The organism is Roseinatronobacter sp. NSM, assembly GCF_052379845.1.
In the GTDB taxonomy this organism is placed as follows: Bacteria; Pseudomonadota; Alphaproteobacteria; order Rhodobacterales; family Rhodobacteraceae; genus Roseinatronobacter.
Genome location: NZ_JBQTCF010000021.1, coordinates 39736 through 58678 on the forward strand (window position 1 = coordinate 39736; position 18943 = coordinate 58678).

Sequence of the window (18943 nt, forward strand, 5' to 3'; positions counted from 1 at the left end):
CCTATGACCACGCTATCATTTGCACAAACGCGTTTTCCCCGCGACGGATATTGCGAGGGCGCGCGTTCTGTGGCAAGGAACTGTTACGCAAACCAAACTGGAAAGTTCAGTAGATGCCGGATTACGCAGCGCGCCGCACCATCATGGTTGATACCCAAGTGCGCCCCTCGGATGTCACAAAATTCCCCATCATCGACGCCATGCTGCGCACCCCGCGCGAAGTGTTTGTGCCAGATACGCTGCGCGAAACAGCCTATATGGGTGAAAACATCCCCTTGGGCGACGGGCGCGTTCTGCTTGACCCGCGCACATTCGCAAAAATGCTGGATGCGCTGGCGCTGACGCCGGGGGAACTGGTGCTGGATATTGGCTGCGGGTCGGGGTATTCTGCGGCCATTGTGGCATTGATTGCCCAAGCTGTGGTCGCTGTTGAATGCGACGATGCGCTGGCCCATGACGCCGAAACGGTTTTGCCGCAGGTTGGCGCAGAAGCCGTGATCCTGCACAAAGGCCCGCTGACAGAGGGCGCGCCCGATCACGCCCCTTATGATGCCATGATCGTGCAAGGCGGTGTGTCAGAATTTCCCCAAACCCTTGTCGGGCAATTGCGCGAAGGCGGGCGTGTGATCTGCCTGTTCATGGAAGGGCAATTGGGGGTTGTGCGCCTTGGTGTGCGTCAGGGCGATCAGATTGCATGGCGTGATGTGTTCAACGCCGCCGCCCCCGTGTTGCCGGGATTTGAAAAACAGGAAGCCTTCACTTTCTGACCGGATCGGGCGGCGCTGAATTCGCCCGATCAAGATACTCGAGCAAAGCTTGAAAGGGCAGAAATGTTCAGACCCACACTTACCGCATTGGCCATTGCCTGCAGCACCGCACTGTCCGGGGCACCCGCGGCCGCACAATCGCTGGCCGACACTTTCATAACCGCCTATCAGAATTCGGACCTTCTGGAACAAAACCGCGCGGTTTTGCGCGCCGCAGATGAAGATGTGGCGCTGGCCGTGGCGTCGCTGCGCCCGGTCCTGAATTTTGTGGCCCAAGCCCGCGGGCAGAAACAAAGCGCAGGCCAGCAGCGCGAATCCCTGACCGCCTCGGTCAATCTGTCAGCCGAAATTACACTGGTGGATTTTGGGCGCGGCGCGCTGGCGCGTCAATCCGCCGAAGCGCTGGTCATGGGCACACGGCAGGCGCTTTTGAATGTTGAACAACAGGTCTTGCTGGATGCCGCGCGCGCCTTCATGGATGTGCGCAGCGCCGTGGAAACCGTAGCCTTGCGGCAAACCACGATGCGCCTGACGCAACAGGAACTGAACGCCGCGCAGGAACGGTTTGAACTGGGCGAGATTACGCGCACAGATGTGTCGCTGGCTGAAGCCCGCCTTGCCGCCGCGCGCAGCCAGCTTGCCGCCGCCGAAGGGGATCTGGCTGTCGCCCGCGAGGAATATAAACTGGTCACCGGGCGTCACCCCGGACAGTTGCGCCAGCCCCCCGCCCTGCCCGCGCTGCCCGCCACGCTGCAGGCCGCGCAGGAGATTGCGCGCCTGACGCACCCATCGGTCAAACAGGCCCAGTTCGAGGTGACGGCCGCCGAACTGAACGCCGAACGCACTGCCGCGCAACGCCATGGCAGCGTCACAGCTGATGCCAGTGTGGGGGTCACCACCGATCTGCTCAATAGCGGGCCGGCCACGCGCTCTGCATCAGCCGGGGTGCAGTATCGCCGCCCGTTGTATCAGGGGGGTGCAATCAGCGCCCAGCACCGTCAGGCATTGGCACGCCGGGATGCCGCACGTTCCGGCCTGCACCGCAGCGTTGCGCAGGTTTTGCAAAATGTCGCTGTGCAATGGGCCAATCTGGATGTGGCCCGCGCGCGTATTGCCGCAGGCCAGCAACAAGTGCGCGCTGCCCAAAGCGCCTTTGACGGAACACGCGAAGAAGCCCGCCTTGGGGCGCGCACCACGCTGGATGTGCTGAACGCCGAAAACGACCTGATGGACGCGCGCACAGTGCTGTTGCAATCGCAAGCCAGTGTGCAGGTGGCCAGCTACGGGTTGATGGCGGCCATGGGCTTGTTGACAGTGGATCATCTGCGCCTGGGCATTCCGACCTATGACCCGGAAGCGTATTTCAACGCAGTGCGCAACGCCCCTGTCACATCGCAGCAAGGCGAGGCGCTGGACCGCGTTCTGCAGGCGATCGGGCGGGAATAATCCCGCCCCTGTGACCGCTGCACAAGCTGTTGTGATTTGCTGTTACGGCGCGACATGTCATGCTTTGGGGCGCAATCCCCGAAACAAGTAGGACAGACATGCGCAAAGCAACATACAGTTTCCCCACCGCCTGTGCGGTTGTGGCCGTATTGGCACTGCCTGCAACTGCCCAGCCCGCGTTTGAAGTGGACACAGTTGCCACGGGCCTTAGCAACCCTTGGGCCATGGCATTTCTGCCCGGCAGCGATGAGATGATCATCACCCTGCGCGGCGGCGATATCGTCATCCTGAACCCCGATAGCGGCGCGATGCAGCCCATCAGCGGCGCCCCCAATGTGGATACACGCGGACAGGGCGGGTTGCTGGACATTGCCCCCGCCCCTGATTTCACGCAATCGGGGCTGGTCTATATGACATGGGCGGGCCGCGTTGACGGGCAGAATTCGACAACCCATCTGGGCCGCGCGCGGCTGGACCGCGAAGCGAATGCGCTGGTGGAACTTGAGGTGCTGCACGCGGTCAGTCCCGCAGTCAACTCGGGGGCGCATTTCGGGTCGCGCATTGTGTTTTCTGACGGGCATGTTTTCGCAGGCTTCGGTGACCGTGGGTCCAAGGATTTCGGGCCGAACCATATTTCGCAAGACCTGACCAGCGAGAATGGCGCGGTCATTCGCCTGACGCTGGACGGGGATATACCCGCCGACAACCCGTTTGCAGGGCAGGACGGGACCGCAGGCGCGATCTGGTCCTATGGCCACCGCAACATTCAGGCCATGACCCTGCACCCCGACACCGGTGATATCTGGCTGGCCGAACATGGCGAGGCGGGCGGCGATGAAGTCAACATTGTTCAACGCGGCGGGAATTACGGCTGGCCACTGGCCGCCAATGGCGTGACCTATCGCGGCGGAGAGCGGTTTGCCGCGCCCCATCAGGACGGGGACGGGTTCATTTCCCCCGCCCATGTCTGGCCTGCAGGGCGCGATGACCACTTCCCGCCATCGGGCATGACCTTCTACACCGGCGATGCCTTTCCTGACTGGCAGGGCCATGTGCTGATCGGCAACCTGCTTCATCAATATCTGGGCCTGTTTTCGGAAAATAACGGCACGCTGGAACCTGTGGCCCGCCTGCTGGACGGCGCGGGGCACCGCATTCGGGATGTGGCCATAGGCCCGCAGGACGGGTTTATCTATGTGCTGGCCGACGGGAACAATGCCCCGCTGATGCGGCTTGTCCCGCGGTCCTGACCTGACGCCCTGACCTGACGGGGGCAGTTTGGGCAATTCTTCGGGAATTCAGGAAGCTCTGTCAGGAAAAACCGTGCTGGCATGGCCCAATGCGGCCATGCTACGCAGGTCTACCCCCGAAGGAGCGCAAGAAATGACCCAAGGTTCACCGCACAGGCCCCGATACCATGTTCCCACAGGGGGGTTACCGCCACAGTCGCAACTGACGACCGACCGCGCCATGTTCACCGAAGCCTTCGTGGTTATCCCCAAAGGCACATTGTCGGATATTGTGACCAGTTGCCTGCCCTTCTGGACCGGGGCGCGGTTCTGGGTGCTGGCCCGCCCGCTAAGCGGGTTTGCCGAAACATTCTCGCAATATATTGTCGAACTGGCGCCCGATGGTGGCAGTGACCGCCCCGAAACCGACCCCCACGCCGAAGGGGCGCTGTTTGTCGTGGAAGGGGGGCTGACGCTGACAGTAAACGGGACCACCCACGACCTGACGACGGGCGGTTTTGCCTTTGTGCCCGCAGGCAGCGACTGGACAGTGCGCAACCCCAACGGGGCGAAGGCGGTGTTTCACTGGATTCGCAAACGCTATCAGGCGTTGGACGGGCTGGCCCATCCCGAAGCGTTTGTTGCGCAGGATCAGGACATCCCCCCTGCCGCCATGCCGGACACAAACGGCGCATGGGCCACGACCCGGTTCATGGACCCCGCAGATATGCGCCATGACATGCATGTTACCATCGTGACCTTGCAACCGGGCGCCAGCATTCCGTTTGACGAAACCCATGTCATGGAACACGGGCTGTATGTGTTGCAGGGCAAGGGCGTTTATCACCTGAACCAGCAATGGGTGGAAGTGGAAGCAGGGGATTTCATGTGGCTGCGCGCCTTCTGTCCGCAGGCCTGTTATGCAGGCGGCCCACAGCCGTTCCGATACCTGCTTTATAAGGACGTAAACCGCCACGCGCCGTTGCCCTGACGCGCGCAGCGGTCACGGCACGCCGTCGGCATTGGTCGAAAACGGTTCTGATTCAGCGTCTTGCTGACCGACCATGGGGTCATCAGGGGTGAACGGCCCGTCAAGGTTCATGTCAGGGGCGGCCATACCACCAAGGGCCGCGTCATAGGGGGCATCCGGCCCATCAGCATCAGTCACCGCAAAATCCGGGGCGCTGTCTGCGGTGTCAAACGCAGGCGCATCATCGCCCGCGAAGGAAATTTCCCCCGGCAGGACACGCGCAGCGGAAACCGGCAGCGTGAAGGGAACGTCATGGTCATCCAGCATTTCGCCGGGCTGCGAGGTCAGGCGCACTGCGCGCTGGCCGCGCGCCTGCCCCAACCGCGCCTTGGCAATGACATGGCCGTTCAGCGTTTCCAGCGACAGCGCTTCCAACGCACTTTCGGGCAGGCACAGCACATCCCCGCGCGTCAGTGTTGATACGGCGGAAAGCTTCATCTGCATGCGGCATAAAACAGCGTCAAGCTGCACTTCGCTGGCTGTGACGGTTGCAGCCAGACGCGTGCCCCAATCTTCTTTTTGCGCATCGGGCTGCGACGCGCTTGCGGGTTCGTGCACGAAGGCCATATCGGGCAGGATAAGATACAGGCTTCCTTCGCGGGGTCCTTGGGCGAATTGCACCCCCATCCGCACAATCTGATAGGGCACATCTTCCAAAAGCACACCAAGCGGGCGCGGATCATCCAGAAATGAGCCGTAAACATACCCGTCGAACTGGTCCCGCTGCGGTGCCCCGTTCAGACGCTGGGCAATGTGCTGGAACAACGAATCGATCAATGGGGCCAGCAGCGCGGCATCGGTGCGTGTGGGTTTGCGCAGTGCAGGCACGCTGTCGGAAACACGCGCCGTTGTCACTGCTTCCACCAACCCAGCCATCAGGTTGTGGCACATCACCACCAGACCAATCTGCCCTTCCACACCATCCAGCAGGGACAAGAACATGCCCGGTTCGGCAATTTCCACAACCTCCGCCAAGCTGGCGGGATACATTTTCACCGACGTCGCCGTTGCGTCCAGCCCCCGGCGTGTCCGCGCCATACGCCCGAACGCAACACGAACTGCCCCGTCGAACACCGCGGATTCCGCATTGGCCGCAGCCCGCGCACGCGTTGCCATCCTCGCCAGAGGATTTTGCCGGTCTGTCCGGTTGGTATGTTCCGCTTCTGCCTGATCCATCGTGCATTGCCACCCGTTTGCCATTGATCATTGGCGCAAAAAGGTTAGCAAAAACTGAAATTCCCGTCAGTTAAATGCAATTTTGCGGTGTCCTTGCACCGCAGCGGTGCAGTTCATAGCCGATGCACACCGCAGCGGTGGAGTTCATACCTGACATGCTGGCAAGGTGCGCGTGAAACCCGCGATATCATTGCGCTTACTTGCGTCGCGCAAGGGCGGCCAATCCTTGGCCACGCCCCCCCACCGGCCGGGGCTGCCAGCGACCACCTGATCGCGTTCCACCGCCTGCGCTGCAATGCGCGCCGCACAGCGCAGATTCGTCGCGCCGTCATAAAGCCCGTTGGGATGGCTAAGGTCACAGCCGTAAAACCGCGCCGAGGTTGGCCAGATTTGCAGCAAGCCGCGATACCGCCCCCCGGCCCCTGCGGCGTCTGGCCGCCATGTGCTTTCATACCCTGCCAACCCCGAGAAAAGCGCCGTCCAGAAGGCCTTGCGCCCGTCAGCATCGGCTGATTCGTATCCGGGGCAAAAGGTGTCGATATCGTCTGGAACGGTTTCGACCAAGGCGCGCCCTTCGTGATCAAGGGCGTCAAACTTGGCGGCGGTCCACAATGTCGCCTCGGGGCGGTGGTCCCAGCGGGTGACGATTTCCGCCCCCGCGCTTTGGTCGGTGGCCTGAACCATGCAGCCCCCAAGAAGGGTCACCAGTCCGGCGACCGCCAGCAGGCGCATAGGCATTAAACGGGTCATCTGATATCCGAAGGTTGCACAGCGCCCTTCTGCGCTGCAGCGCGGCAGTGTCCGATTCGGCACTGAAACACAATTCACGCCCCCGCGCCCCCCCCACAATAGGCGAAACCTTGCCCAAGCCGCCCCCTTGCTGCGCGCGCGCACTGCCGCTAGAAGGCACAAGCAGGACAGCCACAGGAATATGCACCCATGCTTGATCTGACCTATGACGCACCCGAGATCAAAACCATATCCGGCGCAACCGGAGAATGGGAACTGGTCATCGGTATGGAAATTCATGCCCAGGTGTCCAGCCGGTCAAAGCTGTTTTCAGGGGCCTCGACCCGCTTCGGCGCGGAACCCAATTCCAACGTGGCCTTCGTGGATGCCGCAATGCCCGGCATGCTGCCGGTCGTGAACGAATTTTGCATTGAACAGGCCGTGCGCACCGGGCTGGGGCTGAAAGCGCAGATCAATCTGCGGTCTGCTTTTGACCGCAAGAATTATTTTTATCCCGATCTGCCACAGGGCTATCAGATCAGCCAGTTATACCACCCGCTGGTGGGCGAAGGCGAAGTGCTGGTGGAAATGGGACCGGGGATTGCGCGTCTGGTGCGCATTGAACGTATCCATGTCGAACAGGATGCGGGCAAAAGCATTCATGACATGGACCCGAACATGTCTTTCGTGGACCTGAACCGCACCGGTGTCGCGCTGATGGAAATCGTCAGCCGCCCCGATATTCGCGGGCCGGAAGAAGCGGCCGCCTATGTCACCAAGCTGCGCCAGATCCTGCGCTATCTGGGCACTTGCGACGGGAATATGCAAAACGGCAATCTGCGCGCTGATGTCAACGTGTCTGTCTGCCGCCCCGGCCAGTATGAAAAATATCAGGCCACGCAGGATTTCGGCCATCTGGGCACGCGCTGTGAAATCAAGAACATGAATTCCATGCGCTTCATTCAGGCCGCAATTGACTATGAGGCCCGCCGCCAGATTGCCATTTTGGAAGATGGCGGAAGCGTGGTGCAGGAAACCCGCCTGTATGACCCGGACCGCGGCGAAACACGGTCCATGCGGTCCAAGGAAGAAGCGCATGATTACCGCTACTTCCCCTGCCCCGACCTGCTGCCGCTGGAAATTGAACAGGCGTGGGTCGATGACATTGCCGCCAGCCTGCCGGAATTGCCCGACGAAAAGAAGGCGCGTTTCATGCGCGATTTCGGCCTGACGGATTATGACGCCAGCGTGCTGACCGCCGATGTGACCAATGCCGCATTCTTCGAGGCCGTGGCAGAAGCGGCCGGCGATGGCAAACTGTCCGCAAACTGGGTCATCAATGAATTGTTCGGCCGCCTGAAGAAAGAAGGGCATGACATCAGCGCAAGCCCTGTCAGCACCGAGCAGTTGGCGGGAATAATCAAGCTGATCAAATCAGGCGATATTTCGGGCAAGATTGCCAAGGATGTGTTTGAAATCATCTATACCGAAGGCGGCGATCCGGCGCAGATCGTGGAGGACCGCGGCCTGAAACAAGTGACCGACACTGGCGCGATTGAAAAGGCTGTGGATGATATTATTGCAGCCAACCCCGCGCAGGTGGAAAAGGCAAAACAGAACCCCAAACTGGCAGGCTGGTTCGTCGGGCAGGTCCTGAAATCCACGGGCGGCAAGGCCAACCCCCAAGCCGTGAACGAAATTGTCGCGGCGAAACTGGGCCTGTAGCACCCGCAAGGGGCTGCTGCGCGGACACGGAATAGTTGCAAAAAAAACACCGCCTCCGGGCGGTGTTTGTGATTTCATTGTCTGAAACCCGTTTTTGGCGTATCCGGTAGCGTCGCGTCACGGGTTTTAACCGCGCCGCACCACCAGAGCAGCACACCATCCCGGCGCAGAACATGCGCCCAAAAAGTCGAGTTGTATAACATGAACCTGTTGAAATCCGCGCTTGTCGCGCTTGCGCTTGTCGCCTCGCCCGCCCTTGCCGAAAGCCCCCGGGTGTTTGGCAGCGTTGGAACCCAGTTTTCGGTCAATTCCGCCGAAGCCCAGCTTCGCTACATCGGAGAACCGTATTTCTGGGGGTTGCAGCCCGTTGTCGGCCTGTCATTGGCGCGCAACAATTCCGGCTATGTGGGCATAGGGGCCGCATATACATGGCGCGCCCAGGACAGCGGCCTGTTCGCCCGGTTTACAGGCATGGCCGGTATTCACAAACGCGGCAGCGGGCGCAATATGGGCGGGCCTATGCAGTTTCGCACAGCGCTTGACGTGGGTGTGGCCACCGCTTCGGGCATGGAATTCGGCATCGGGTTGGACCACCGTTCCAGTGCGGCCATTTACAAACCCAATCCAGGGCTGAACACCGCCTATCTTTTCACGACTGTGCCATTGCGCTGATCGTCAAGGGCCATATTGTTGCACCTTGCTGCGGTCTACCATACACGCAGCAAGGGCTATGCCCCAGTTGGTAACGCGTTAAAGACAGGAATGCCATGCAGTCTTATGAATATCTTGCAGTGCCCGCCCCCGTGAAGGGACAGAAGGTCAAAGGGCTGAAAACCCCTGCCGAACGGTATGCCCATCAGCTGACACTTCTGCTGAATGATCTGGCCCGCGAAGGGTGGGAATACTGGCGCGCGGACTGTCTGCCCAGCGAGGAACGCAAGGGCCTGACTGGCACCACGACTGTTCACAACAACATGCTTGTGTTTCGCAGGCCAAGCGCGGAAACGCTGGCAGAGCATCCGCAATTTACAGAAACCCGCGTATCGCCAACCCTGCCTGCGGAACCGGCGCTTGGCGTTCAATCAGGGCCGCGCCCGATACACGAATCGCGCCGCGAACCCCAATTTCGTGAAAACGCGCCGCGCAACGACACCCCCGAATACTGATCAGGCCCCAATATCCAGCGAGAGCGCATGAATGCGAGCCACAAGCTCCGCACCTAATGCGGCATGAACCGCACGGTGGCGCGCCAGTCGGGACTGGTCACGAAACGCATCTGCGCGGATGACAACATTGAAATGGGTTTCCCCGCCTTCGCGCCACCCCGCGTGCCCGCGATGGCTTTCGCTGTCATCGACGACCTGCAACTGCACCGGCTTGAACGCCGCTTGCAGATTTGCCTCGATCTGATCACGAATATGCATGGTTTCACACAGCCCTCTTCTAACCTGACGAAAATATAACTAAGCTGCTGCCTCCGAGTCGGAAAGGGCTGCGCTGCATTTTCACGACAAATACCCGACCAAGATCAGACACAGGCAACAGCAGGTTTTAGGCATGGATCGCAAATCCCCTTTTGATTTTGATATTCGCGCGTCCAGCGACAAGAAAAAACGCACGCGCGGGCGGCGTGGGATGTCGGGGGCGTGGGAAACCTCTGTCCGGCAATGCGAACATCCCGGCTGCGAGGAGTCCGGCCAGTATCGCTGCCCGAAATCGCCGGACCAACTGAACGAATACCTTTGGTTCTGCAAGGAACATGCCCGCGAATACAACCTGAAGTGGAACTACTTTGATGGGCAGAGCGAAACCGAAATGCTGGACGCGATGGAACATGACCGCGTTTGGGGGCGCGCCACGCAGCCACTGGGCAGCAAGGACGAACGCATGGCATGGCAACGCCTTGGCATCGAAGACCCCCATCAGGTGCTGGGCGACAAGGCCACGCGCAACCCCGGCAGGCCCACAAGCGGCGCGGCGTCACGCAAGCTGCCGCCGACCGAACGGCGCGCGCTGGAGATACTGGACGCCCGCGACACCTGGACCCGACCGGAGATTCGGAAGCAATATAAAAGCCTTGTGAAAGACCTGCATCCCGACCGCAATGCCGGTGCCAGAACCGACGAGGACCGTTTGCAAGAAGTCGTCTGGGCATGGGACCAGATCAAGGAAAGCCGGAATTTCCGCGACTGACGGGCTTGACGAATCGCGCGGCGTGCAAGGCATACCGCGCGGCGGACATGGGCTGATGGTCTGACGGCCAATCCCCCGACCGGCACAGGCCACGCCGCAAACGCGGCGCACCCGTCCGGCCCGTGGCAAGCGTCATGTGCAGTGATCTGCGGTCACGGCCCGGCGCAACACAGGCTTTCGTCCAGTCCCCCCCCGCCTTGCCGGTCACCCTGCGCGGCGGGATGACCACGGCCATACGCCAGAAAGCGCGCTGCCCGCCTGGCCCGACCGCGCATTGGCAGCGATATCCAGACCGTCAAGAACCCCCTCCAACTGGCGTATGGCGCGCAAGTCGGTGATGATGTCTGTGACCGTGATCCGGCGATTAGAAAATGCACTATCCGTTGCGTCACGTTCAGGCATGACAATCCCTTTCATGTTTGGGGACGAATCCCCTGCTTCCAGTGTGGACGCGGAAGCTTATGAATTGGTTATCGCTGCGAATTCTGACAGCCAGATGAAAATTTAGCGGATTATCGGCTTTTCCCTCTTGCGGCGGGAAAGGATAGTTTGTAAATCGCGCTTACCGAGAACGGGGCGGGCGTAGCTCAGGGGTAGAGCATAACCTTGCCAAGGTTAGGGTCGTGAGTTCGAATCTCATCGCCCGCTCCAATTTCGAAAACAGGCGGCCTTCGGGCCGCCTTTTTCGTTTTTCGCCCCGGATTCCCCCCACACCCTACATGCCCCTTTTGTGCCCGCCCGTGATGATGGCCGTCGCAAAAAGGTCAAGATGTTTTTCAATCTAAACGCGCAAATATTTCCGTTGACGGACACCCCCTTCATACGTCAGATTGTGGATGTCGCCGCAAGACCCACTAGATGTAGTGAATCCATCCACGACATGAAGGTGGGCAACGGGACAGGGAATAGGAAAAGCCAATACGCAAAACACCGGGAAACACCACCGGTGAAACCCGCGTTTTGTGCCATGTCTGGCCCCTGCCCCTTGAAATTGCGGCAAATTCAAGCGGGCATGACCCGTAAAACCGTGAAGCGAAAAAAGGGACGTCAGGCAGATGATCATCGAGCGGCACTTTACCAATGCAGGACAAGACGCCTATGCGGCGCTGGAATTCACCACAACCGTGTCAGAGATTCGCAACCCCGACGGAACAGTGGTGTTTCGCAATGACGCGGTAGAAGTGCCCGCCACCTGGTCGCAAGTCGCGTCTGATGTGATCGCGCAGAAATATTTCCGCAAGGCGGGTGTGCCTGCACGCCTGAAACGTGTTGCCGAAAAGGGCGTGCCGGAATTCCTGTGGCGGTCGGTGCCCGATGAAAAAGCACTGGCCGAATTGCCTGAAGATGAACGCTTCGTGGGCGAAACATCGGCCAAGCAGGTTTTTGACCGGCTGGCGGGTGCCTGGGCCTATTGGGGCTGGAAGGGCGGCTATTTCAAAACCGAGTCCGATGCGCGCGCCTATTTCGACGAAATGCGCTTCATGCTGGCCGCACAGATGGCAGCCCCCAACAGCCCGCAATGGTTCAACACCGGCCTGCATTGGGCTTACGGCATCGACGGCCCAAGCCAGGGGCATTTCTATGTAGACCCCTTCACCCATAAACTGGTGAAGTCAAAATCCAGCTATGAACACCCCCAGCCCCATGCCTGCTTCATCCAGTCTGTCAGCGATGATCTGGTCAATGAAGGCGGGATCATGGACCTGTGGGTGCGCGAAGCGCGCCTGTTCAAATATGGTTCCGGCACAGGAACCAACTTCAGCTCACTGCGTGGTGAAGGTGAGAAACTGTCGGGCGGCGGTAAATCCTCCGGGTTGATGGGTTTCCTGAAAATCGGTGATCGGGCCGCAGGCGCGATCAAGTCGGGCGGGACCACGCGCCGCGCGGCCAAGATGGTCATTTGTGACATGGACCATCCCGATATCGAGGAATTCATCAACTGGAAGGTGATCGAAGAACAAAAGGTCGCCTCGCTGGTTGCCGGTTCCAAACTGCACTCGGCGCGTCTGAATGACATTTTCGGCGCAATCCGGGCATGGGATGGCAGCACGGAGGATGCCGTTGACCCGGCAAAGAACCCCGCATTGAAGGCGGCCATCAAGGCGGCCAAAAATTCCATGATCCCCGAAACCTACACCGCGCGTGTGCTGCAATATGCCCGTCAGGGCTATGACAGCATCGAATTCCCGACTTATGACACCGATTGGGATTCAGAAGCCTATATCACTGTGTCCGGCCAGAATTCGAACAATTCTGTGCGCGTCACAGATGCGTTTCTGAAGGCCGTGAAGGATGATTCCGATTGGGAATTGCTGCGCCGCACCGATGGCAAACCCGCCAAAACCATCAAGGCGCGCGATCTGTGGGACCAGGTGGGTCATGCCGCATGGGCCTGCGCCGATCCGGGCATTCAGTTTCACGACACCGTCAACGCATGGCACACCTGCCCAGCAGATGGCGCGATTCGCGGGTCCAACCCGTGTAGCGAATACATGTTCCTTGATGATACGGCCTGCAACCTTGCATCCATGAACCTGCTGAAATTCTATGACAGCCATAGCTTCAACGCCGAAGGCTACATGCATGCCACCCGCCTGTGGACCATCACACTGGAAATCAGTGTGATGATGGCACAATTCCCGTCCAAGGAAATTGCGCAGCGGTCTTATGAGTTCCGCACACTGGGGCTGGGCTATGCCAATATTGGCGGATTGCTGATGAATATGGGCTTTGGCTATGATTCCGCCGAAGGCCGCGCGCTGTGCGGGGCGCTGACTGCGCTGATGACCGGCGTCAGCTATGCCACATCTGCGGAAATGGCAGCAGAACTGGGCGCGTTCCCCGGCTACAAGAAAAACGCCGATCACATGCTGCGTGTGATCCGCAACCACCGCCGCGCCGCCTATGGCGATGACAGCTATGAAGCGGTGAACGTGGCCCCTGTCGCGCTGGATGCGGCCAACTGCCCCGATGCACGGATTGTGGACCTTGCGCGCGCCGCATGGGATGAAGCCCTGACATTGGGCAAGAAACACGGATACCGCAACGCACAATCCACCGTGATTGCGCCCACCGGCACCATCGGGCTGGTCATGGATTGCGACACCACCGGCATTGAACCCGATTTCGCATTGGTCAAGTTCAAGAAACTGGCCGGTGGCGGGTATTTCAAGATCATCAACCAGTCAGTGCCCGCCGCCCTGCGCAAACTGGGCTATAAGGAAGCGCAGATCGCTGAAATTATCGCCTATGCGGTGGGCCATGGCAGCCTTGGGCAGGCACCGGGCATCAACCATACCAGCCTTATTGGCCATGGTTTTGGCCAGGCCGAGATTGCCAAGATCGAAAAAGCCCTGCCATCAGCGTTCGATATCCGGTTTGTGTTCAACCAATGGACCCTGGGCGAGGAATTCTGCCGCGAAACGCTGGGCATTCCGGCAGCCGAGCTGAACAACCCCGGCTTCGACCTGCTGCGCCATCTGGGCTTCACCAAGGCACAGATTGACGCCGCCAATGACCATGTCTGCGGCACCATGACACTGGAAGGCGCGCCACACCTGAAGGACGAGCATATTTCGATCTTCGATTGTGCCAACCCTTGCGGCAAGAAAGGCAAGCGCTTCCTGTCTGTGGACAGCCATATCTACATGATGGCGGCAGCGCAGTCGTTCATTTCCGGCGCGATTTCCAAAACCATCAACATGCCCAACAGCGCCACAATCGAAGAAACGCTGGCGGCCTATGAACTCAGCTGGTCGCTGGGCATCAAGGCGAATGCGCTGTATCGGGACGGGTCCAAACTGTCGCAACCGCTGGCCGCTGCCTTGATTGACGATGATGAGGAAGCCGAGGAAATTCTGGCAAGCGGGTCCACGCAGGAAAAAGCGCAGGTTCTGGCCGAAAAGATCGTTGAGAAGATCATCATCAAGGAAGTCATTCGCCGCGACCGCGCAAAACTGCCTGAACGCCGCAAGGGCTATACCCAAAAAGCCGTTGTTGGCGGCCACAAAGTGTATCTGCGCACGGGCGAGTATACCGATGGCAAGCTGGGCGAGATTTTCATCGATATGCACAAGGAAGGTGCCGGCTTCCGTGCGATGATGAACAATTTTGCCATCGCTGTGTCGGTTGGTCTGCAATATGGTGTGCCGCTGGAAGAATTCGTCGATGCCTTCACCTTCACCCGGTTTGAACCGGCGGGCATGGTGCAGGGCAATGACAGCATCAAGAATGCCACGTCCATTCTGGATTACATCTTCCGCGAACTGGCTGTCAGCTATCTGGACCGCACCGATCTGGCCCATGTGAAACCCACAGGCACCAGTTTCGACGATCTGGGCGCGGGCGAACATGAAGGCGTGCGCAATGTGGCGGAACTGTCCGACGATGCCGCATCCCGTTCGCTGGAAGTGCTGCGGCAGATCAGTTCAACCGGCTATCTGCGCAAACGGCTTCCGCATGAACTGACAGTGCTGCAAGGCGGCCAATCCGTCACGGCCTATGCAACGGACCGCACCACGGCAGTGGCATTGGAAACCAGCCAGTCCGAGACCCTGACCGTCGCCACCATGGACCCGCGCGCCAAGGCCCGCATGCAAGGCTATGAAGGCGACCCCTGCGGTGAATGCGGCAACTACACATTGGTGCGCAACGGGACATGCATGAAATGCAACACCTGCGGCGGGACGAGCGGGTGTAGCTGAGGAGGACATGAAAATGATTGTGTCAGATTTCGGAATTTTGTACGAAATTTCGAAATTGCGGCGAAAAATAATGCGGGGAAAATCCTCAATTTGTGAAGCAATATCAACGTCTTGAATTGGATTTCTTCACTCCGGGGCCTTGTTTTCCGGCAAAATACCCCAGCGGGCGGAGGCAACTCCGCCCGCTTTGCCATTCCGGCGGCGATACCCCCCCCGGAACGGTTGGGGCCGGCCATCTGATGCTGTAAGATCGGCTGCGATTCCAACAAACAGGTCAAGTTTTCCGGTGAAACTCCATTTCCAATCCGACGAGACTTTCGTCAGTTTCGTGAGCCGCTCGGCGCGATCCTTCGGGCTGTCCGGTGCCGAGGATTTGGTCCGGGATGTCGGGGTTTCGCTTGGGTCTTTTCACAAAGGGCATCGGGACACGATCACGAAGGTCGCCAAGGTGCTGGGGGTCGATCCAGAACTGGCATTCGCCCAAAGCTTCCGACGCATCGACGCCCAGAATACAAAGTTGTTGAATATGACCCTGCGGGAAAAGCGGCTCCTGCGGGGGAAGTTGCGGGTCTGTCCGGCTTGTCTGCGGTCAGACATCGGTCCGGAATTGACCGAAACGACAGCCTTTAACGCGTATGCCCGGATGGCATGGTCGATCGCCCCTTTCAAGGTTTGCCCGATACATCGCCTTTTCCTTGTCGACCCACCCGAAGCCGGGGTCAATCATGAGTTCAACCGAACCTGGAAACTGTTGATTGTCACCGAGAACTGACCCACCCGGTTATTATGTTCTGCGTGTCATGTTGGGGTCAATGCTGGTGTTTCCTTCCGTTTCTTTTTTGCCGTTTCGGAGCTGGCCTTGAAGCGGTAGCTGTCGTTGCCAGTCTCCAAAATGTGGCAGCGATGGGTGAGGCGCTCGAGAAGCGCGGTGGTCATCTTGGCGTCACCAAAGACGCTCGCCCATTCGCTGAAGCTCAGGTTGGTGGTGATGATGACGCTGGTGCGCTCGTAGAGTTTGGCTCGAGAAGATGGAGTGAGGAGGATCAGGAATTGATCCGGGCGTGAAGGGGAAAAGCAAATTATCCGGGGGATGATTTGCCCCCGAACGCAATTCCCCGACGAACCAAGGCCCCGCCAGAGGCGCTGAATGGCAAGTATCCCAGCTCGTCCAGGATCACCAAGTCGGTTTTGACCAGCGCCTCGGCGATCTTCCCGGCCTTGCCCTGGGCTTTTTCCTGTTCCAGCGCGTTGACCAGTTCGACCGTCGAGAAGAAGCGCACGCGCTTACGATGATGCTCGATGGCCTGAATGCCGAGGGTCACGCCAAAGGCGTGCTTCCAGCACGACCGCAACATGGGATTTCCCTGTTCCCGGCCCCCCGATCAGCACCACATTCTCAGCCCCATCCAGGAACTCACAGCGATGGAGCTGGCGGACCAAGCCTTCACGGATGTCGCTGGCGGTAAAATCATATCCCGAGAGGTCCTTGTAAGCCGGAAGTGAGACGACTTCTTCAACAGCCCCCCCCCGGATCAATTTCTGGCCCGGCCCATACGCACAAAGGCCGCGACGCGCTCGTAGGATCCGTCATATCAAAGCCCCACGAGCTCTTCATACATCTCCTTCGCAGTGCGGCGATCCTTACGCGTCTTGCGCTGGTTGGCCACAAGCCAGTCTGTCAGCCGCGCCGCGTATGGATCGATCTTGCTTGGGCGATCAGGTGTCTGAAACTTGGGCTCGACGATCCCCTCCCGCAGATACCTCTTGATCTCTCAGCCGTCGGTCTGGAACCGATGGCGACCAACGGCTTCGATCCGCGATACGCCCGTCCGCCGTGCGATCTCGCGAATGGGCATCTCGTCCCGCAACGCCCATTTCCGAATAATCCTCAAAAATCCCATGTCTATCACTCCCAAAGCCCCCGACTGCTTTGCGCAGGGGCAAGGTTGCACATGGGTCAATTCTCAATGACAATCTCTGCTGTTGCCGGGTCAGGTCTCAGTGACAATCAACACCCGGCGAAACGCAAGCGGAAGGATCACTCGTTCCCAGACACATAAAAACAAGGCTCGAACGTCTGTTTGCATCTCCGGGTGCAGGGTCGGATCACGCGGTCGCGGTCACATGCCAAAGGCTGAATTGGCTGATGTTCATAGACCCGGAATGGACCGAGCGACGCTTGATCCCATTGCTTGCCTTCGATCATCCAGCCGCAGAACCCGCATGGAACGGGTTCTTGCACTCTGGTAGGGTCCCAATTTCTCCACTCGCAGTATTGATCAAACCCCTGTTGGTCGATGTTTTTCCATGGGTGGAAGGTTTTTCATGGGACCGCGACCTTGCAAAGATTGCAGCCGAGTGGCTTGGCTGGATGCGGATTTTTCAACCCGATGAACCAGCAGGGTTGACCCGATCGGAAATGCGTTCCGCCCTGCGCTCCATGTCAGACAGCACAAGAAACCGCTTCATCTTCTGGCTGGGGCGCGTGGGGCAGAAAAATGAAATAGGCTGGGCGGAGCTTGTCGTGCCGTTCATAGAAAATGAATGGCAGCACGAGAAATTAATATATCTTGTGGAAGCCGCACCACGCACCACAAGATGCGGAAGCTCCACGAGTGACGGCGAAATCTTTGCCCGATTTCGTGCTAACTTAACCCCGATTTACAAACACTAGTGCGTCCAGACCTGCCTGCGGTTGGTGGCGAAATTATCGCCATAGCCGCCGGGACGCAGGTTTGGACGTCGGGTTTTCGGTTCGATGACGTTAAATTCAATTCCATGTGCGCGTGCGTAAGCTTCTGCGTCGTCACGGTTGTCAAAACGCAGTTTCACCTGTGCGTCCATATCTCCCGAACTGGTCCAGCCCATAAGCGGGTCGATCTTGCGCGCCTGCGCAGGTGAGAATTCCAGCACCCACTGATGGGTTTTGGCCGTGCCGGACTGCATGGCATTGCGGGCAGGGCGGTAAATACGGGCACGCATGGCAAACCTCTTGTTTTGACGCCTGTTATATGCGCGAAACCGGGCCACGATGCAAGCATGGACGCGGCCCGCCGCACATATGTGCAGTGCAGGTATTAAAGCGCAGCCCTCCGCAAGATAGAACCTGGCGTTGGCCGTTCGGGCCGACCCCAGCTTTCTGACCGCATGCAGGCACATAAGCTGCGCGACAAGGCATATCCCGGACCACAGCCCGGCCTGTGCGCCTCGGGCCACCGGAATCTCAATCTGCCCGAGATGTGAGAGTGACTTGAAACACCCCCGCAACCTGTCTATACGCCCCGCAGGGGTTTTTGCCCCGGTATTTTATACGCAACGCCGCGTGGCCCTGATTCGTCGCTGACGGGGCTTTCCGGCAAAGGAGATGGCGACATGAAACTGAATGAACTTCGTGACAATCCAGGCGCAACCAAGAAACGCATGCGCGTTGGCCGTGGCCCCGGTTCGGGCAAGGGTAAAATGGGTGGCCGTGGTATCAAGGGCCAGAATTCGCGTTCCGGTGTGGCGATCAAGTCGTATGAAGGCGGCCAGATGCCACTTTATATGCGTCTGCCCAAGCGCGGCTTCAACAAGCCAAACCGCAAGGCTTTTGCTGTGGTCAACCTTGGCCTGATCGAAAAATTCATCACTGAAGGCAAGCTGGACGCCAGCGCCACCATCACCGAAGATGCGCTGATCGCATCCGGTCTGGTGCGTCGCAAGCGTGACGGCGTGCGCGTTCTGGCCAAAGGCGAGATCAGCACGAAGATCAATCTGCAGGTAACGGGCGTGTCCAAAACAGCGCAGGATGCTGTCGAAAAAGCTGGCGGAACGGTCGAAATTCTGACGCCCGCACCGAAAAAGGACGCGGCGGCAGCCGAATAATGGTTGTGACCGGCGCTTGCGCCGCTTACATCACCCCATAGGGTTTTCGCGCCGCCGACCGGGACCCCGGTCCGGCGGCGC

17 protein-coding genes, 1 tRNA gene and 1 pseudogene are annotated in these 18943 nt (G+C 59.3%); 13 read left to right on the top strand and 6 right to left on the bottom strand.

Annotation, left to right across the window (positions count from 1 at the left end):
- Positions 1-113: 113 nt before the first annotated feature.
- The 4 genes from ACTZWY_RS12390 (at position 114) to ACTZWY_RS12405 (ending at position 4433) form a co-directional block, all read left to right on the top strand.
- A complete protein-coding gene (locus tag ACTZWY_RS12390) occupies positions 114-767 on the top strand; it encodes a protein-L-isoaspartate O-methyltransferase family protein (RefSeq protein WP_444791026.1) in 654 nt (217 codons plus the stop codon).
- A gap of 63 nt (positions 768-830) precedes the next feature.
- Positions 831-2213: a TolC family outer membrane protein gene (locus ACTZWY_RS12395; protein WP_444791027.1), complete on the top strand. Its 1383-nt coding sequence runs from the start codon at positions 831-833 to the stop codon at positions 2211-2213.
- Between the two features lie 98 nt (positions 2214-2311).
- Positions 2312-3463, top strand: a complete 1152-nt coding sequence (locus ACTZWY_RS12400) for a PQQ-dependent sugar dehydrogenase (RefSeq protein ID WP_444791028.1) — start codon at positions 2312-2314, stop codon at positions 3461-3463.
- A 133-nt stretch (positions 3464-3596) separates the two neighbouring features.
- A complete protein-coding gene (locus ACTZWY_RS12405; RefSeq protein WP_444791029.1) occupies positions 3597-4433 on the top strand; it encodes a bifunctional allantoicase/(S)-ureidoglycine aminohydrolase in 837 nt (278 codons plus the stop codon).
- A gap of 12 nt (positions 4434-4445) precedes the next feature.
- Here the strand turns inward: ACTZWY_RS12405 and ACTZWY_RS12410 are convergent, their stop codons facing one another.
- Positions 4446-5588: a FliM/FliN family flagellar motor C-terminal domain-containing protein gene (locus ACTZWY_RS12410; RefSeq protein WP_444791030.1), complete on the bottom strand. Its 1143-nt coding sequence runs from the start codon at positions 5586-5588 to the stop codon at positions 4446-4448.
- 204 nt (positions 5589-5792) lie between these two features.
- The gene (locus tag ACTZWY_RS12415; RefSeq protein WP_444791031.1) at positions 5793-6398 is read right to left on the bottom strand and encodes a lytic transglycosylase; all 606 of its coding nucleotides are present in this window, start codon (positions 6396-6398) and stop codon (positions 5793-5795) included.
- A 189-nt stretch (positions 6399-6587) separates the two neighbouring features.
- Here ACTZWY_RS12415 and gatB point away from each other — a divergent pair, with 189 nt between their 5' ends.
- From gatB to ACTZWY_RS12430, 3 genes are all read left to right on the top strand, one after another.
- Entirely contained in the window at positions 6588-8102 is a 1515-nt protein-coding gene (gene gatB, locus ACTZWY_RS12420) for an Asp-tRNA(Asn)/Glu-tRNA(Gln) amidotransferase subunit GatB (protein WP_444791032.1), read from the top strand.
- 201 nt (positions 8103-8303) lie between these two features.
- Positions 8304-8774, top strand: coding sequence for an acyloxyacyl hydrolase (locus tag ACTZWY_RS12425; protein ID WP_444791033.1), 471 nt, complete (start codon positions 8304-8306; stop codon positions 8772-8774).
- Between the two features lie 95 nt (positions 8775-8869).
- Positions 8870-9268 (top strand): DUF4177 domain-containing protein, encoded by a 399-nt coding sequence (locus ACTZWY_RS12430; RefSeq protein ID WP_444791034.1) that lies wholly within the window; start codon positions 8870-8872, stop codon positions 9266-9268.
- On the opposite strand, the gene ACTZWY_RS12435 is transcribed toward ACTZWY_RS12430, so the two are convergent.
- The gene (locus tag ACTZWY_RS12435; RefSeq protein ID WP_444791035.1) at positions 9269-9526 is read right to left on the bottom strand and encodes a BolA family protein; all 258 of its coding nucleotides are present in this window, start codon (positions 9524-9526) and stop codon (positions 9269-9271) included.
- A gap of 133 nt (positions 9527-9659) precedes the next feature.
- Between ACTZWY_RS12435 and ACTZWY_RS12440 the strand changes: the two genes are divergently transcribed.
- Positions 9660-10295 (top strand): J domain-containing protein, encoded by a 636-nt coding sequence (locus tag ACTZWY_RS12440; RefSeq protein ID WP_444791036.1) that lies wholly within the window; start codon positions 9660-9662, stop codon positions 10293-10295.
- A 204-nt stretch (positions 10296-10499) separates the two neighbouring features.
- Here ACTZWY_RS12440 and ACTZWY_RS12445 read toward each other — a convergent pair whose 3' ends face one another.
- A complete protein-coding gene (locus tag ACTZWY_RS12445) occupies positions 10500-10697 on the bottom strand; it encodes a hypothetical protein (protein WP_444791037.1) in 198 nt (65 codons plus the stop codon).
- A 174-nt stretch (positions 10698-10871) separates the two neighbouring features.
- Between ACTZWY_RS12445 and ACTZWY_RS12450 the strand changes: the two genes are divergently transcribed.
- From ACTZWY_RS12450 to ACTZWY_RS12460, 3 genes are all read left to right on the top strand, one after another.
- Positions 10872-10946 (top strand) — tRNA-Gly (locus ACTZWY_RS12450).
- Positions 10947-11350: 404 nt separating this feature from the next.
- A complete protein-coding gene (locus ACTZWY_RS12455; RefSeq protein WP_444791038.1) occupies positions 11351-14998 on the top strand; it encodes a vitamin B12-dependent ribonucleotide reductase in 3648 nt (1215 codons plus the stop codon).
- Positions 14999-15284: 286 nt separating this feature from the next.
- A complete protein-coding gene (locus ACTZWY_RS12460) occupies positions 15285-15770 on the top strand; it encodes a TniQ family protein (protein ID WP_444791039.1) in 486 nt (161 codons plus the stop codon).
- A gap of 26 nt (positions 15771-15796) precedes the next feature.
- Here the strand turns inward: ACTZWY_RS12460 and ACTZWY_RS12465 are convergent.
- A pseudogene (locus tag ACTZWY_RS12465) lies at positions 15797-16510 on the bottom strand (ATP-binding protein); the annotation flags it as partial.
- Positions 16511-17144: 634 nt separating this feature from the next.
- Here ACTZWY_RS12465 and ACTZWY_RS12470 point away from each other — a divergent pair.
- Positions 17145-17672, top strand: a complete 528-nt coding sequence (locus ACTZWY_RS12470) for a hypothetical protein (RefSeq protein WP_444791040.1) — start codon at positions 17145-17147, stop codon at positions 17670-17672.
- Here ACTZWY_RS12470 and ACTZWY_RS12475 read toward each other — a convergent pair.
- Entirely contained in the window at positions 17669-17980 is a 312-nt protein-coding gene (locus tag ACTZWY_RS12475; protein ID WP_444791041.1) for an ETC complex I subunit, read from the bottom strand. The two genes, ACTZWY_RS12470 and ACTZWY_RS12475, sit on opposite strands and share 4 nt — an antisense overlap.
- Before the next feature lie 390 nt (positions 17981-18370).
- Here ACTZWY_RS12475 and rplO point away from each other — a divergent pair, with 390 nt between their 5' ends.
- The gene (rplO, locus tag ACTZWY_RS12480) at positions 18371-18862 is read left to right on the top strand and encodes a 50S ribosomal protein L15 (RefSeq protein WP_444791042.1); all 492 of its coding nucleotides are present in this window, start codon (positions 18371-18373) and stop codon (positions 18860-18862) included.
- Positions 18863-18943: the final 81 nt, after the last annotated feature.

Excerpts from the sequence above, each read along its gene's own strand:
- ACTZWY_RS12390 (WP_444791026.1), top strand. The coding sequence starts at position 114 with ATGCCGGATTACGCAGCGCGCCGCACCATCATGGTTGATACCCAAGTG.
- ACTZWY_RS12395 (WP_444791027.1), top strand. The coding sequence starts at position 831 with ATGTTCAGACCCACACTTACCGCATTGGCCATTGCCTGCAGCACCGCA.
- ACTZWY_RS12400 (WP_444791028.1), top strand. The coding sequence starts at position 2,312 with ATGCGCAAAGCAACATACAGTTTCCCCACCGCCTGTGCGGTTGTGGCC.
- ACTZWY_RS12405 (WP_444791029.1), top strand. The coding sequence starts at position 3,597 with ATGACCCAAGGTTCACCGCACAGGCCCCGATACCATGTTCCCACAGGG.
- ACTZWY_RS12410 (WP_444791030.1), bottom strand. The coding sequence starts at position 5,588 with ATGGCAACGCGTGCGCGGGCTGCGGCCAATGCGGAATCCGCGGTGTTC.
- ACTZWY_RS12415 (WP_444791031.1), bottom strand. The coding sequence starts at position 6,398 with ATGACCCGTTTAATGCCTATGCGCCTGCTGGCGGTCGCCGGACTGGTG.
- gatB (WP_444791032.1), top strand. The coding sequence starts at position 6,588 with ATGCTTGATCTGACCTATGACGCACCCGAGATCAAAACCATATCCGGC.
- ACTZWY_RS12425 (WP_444791033.1), top strand. The coding sequence starts at position 8,304 with ATGAACCTGTTGAAATCCGCGCTTGTCGCGCTTGCGCTTGTCGCCTCG.
- ACTZWY_RS12430 (WP_444791034.1), top strand. The coding sequence starts at position 8,870 with ATGCAGTCTTATGAATATCTTGCAGTGCCCGCCCCCGTGAAGGGACAG.
- ACTZWY_RS12435 (WP_444791035.1), bottom strand. The coding sequence starts at position 9,526 with ATGCATATTCGTGATCAGATCGAGGCAAATCTGCAAGCGGCGTTCAAG.
- ACTZWY_RS12440 (WP_444791036.1), top strand. The coding sequence starts at position 9,660 with ATGGATCGCAAATCCCCTTTTGATTTTGATATTCGCGCGTCCAGCGAC.
- ACTZWY_RS12445 (WP_444791037.1), bottom strand. The coding sequence starts at position 10,697 with ATGCCTGAACGTGACGCAACGGATAGTGCATTTTCTAATCGCCGGATC.
- ACTZWY_RS12455 (WP_444791038.1), top strand. The coding sequence starts at position 11,351 with ATGATCATCGAGCGGCACTTTACCAATGCAGGACAAGACGCCTATGCG.
- ACTZWY_RS12470 (WP_444791040.1), top strand. The coding sequence starts at position 17,145 with ATGTTCATAGACCCGGAATGGACCGAGCGACGCTTGATCCCATTGCTT.
- ACTZWY_RS12475 (WP_444791041.1), bottom strand. The coding sequence starts at position 17,980 with ATGCGTGCCCGTATTTACCGCCCTGCCCGCAATGCCATGCAGTCCGGC.
- rplO (WP_444791042.1), top strand. The coding sequence starts at position 18,371 with ATGAAACTGAATGAACTTCGTGACAATCCAGGCGCAACCAAGAAACGC.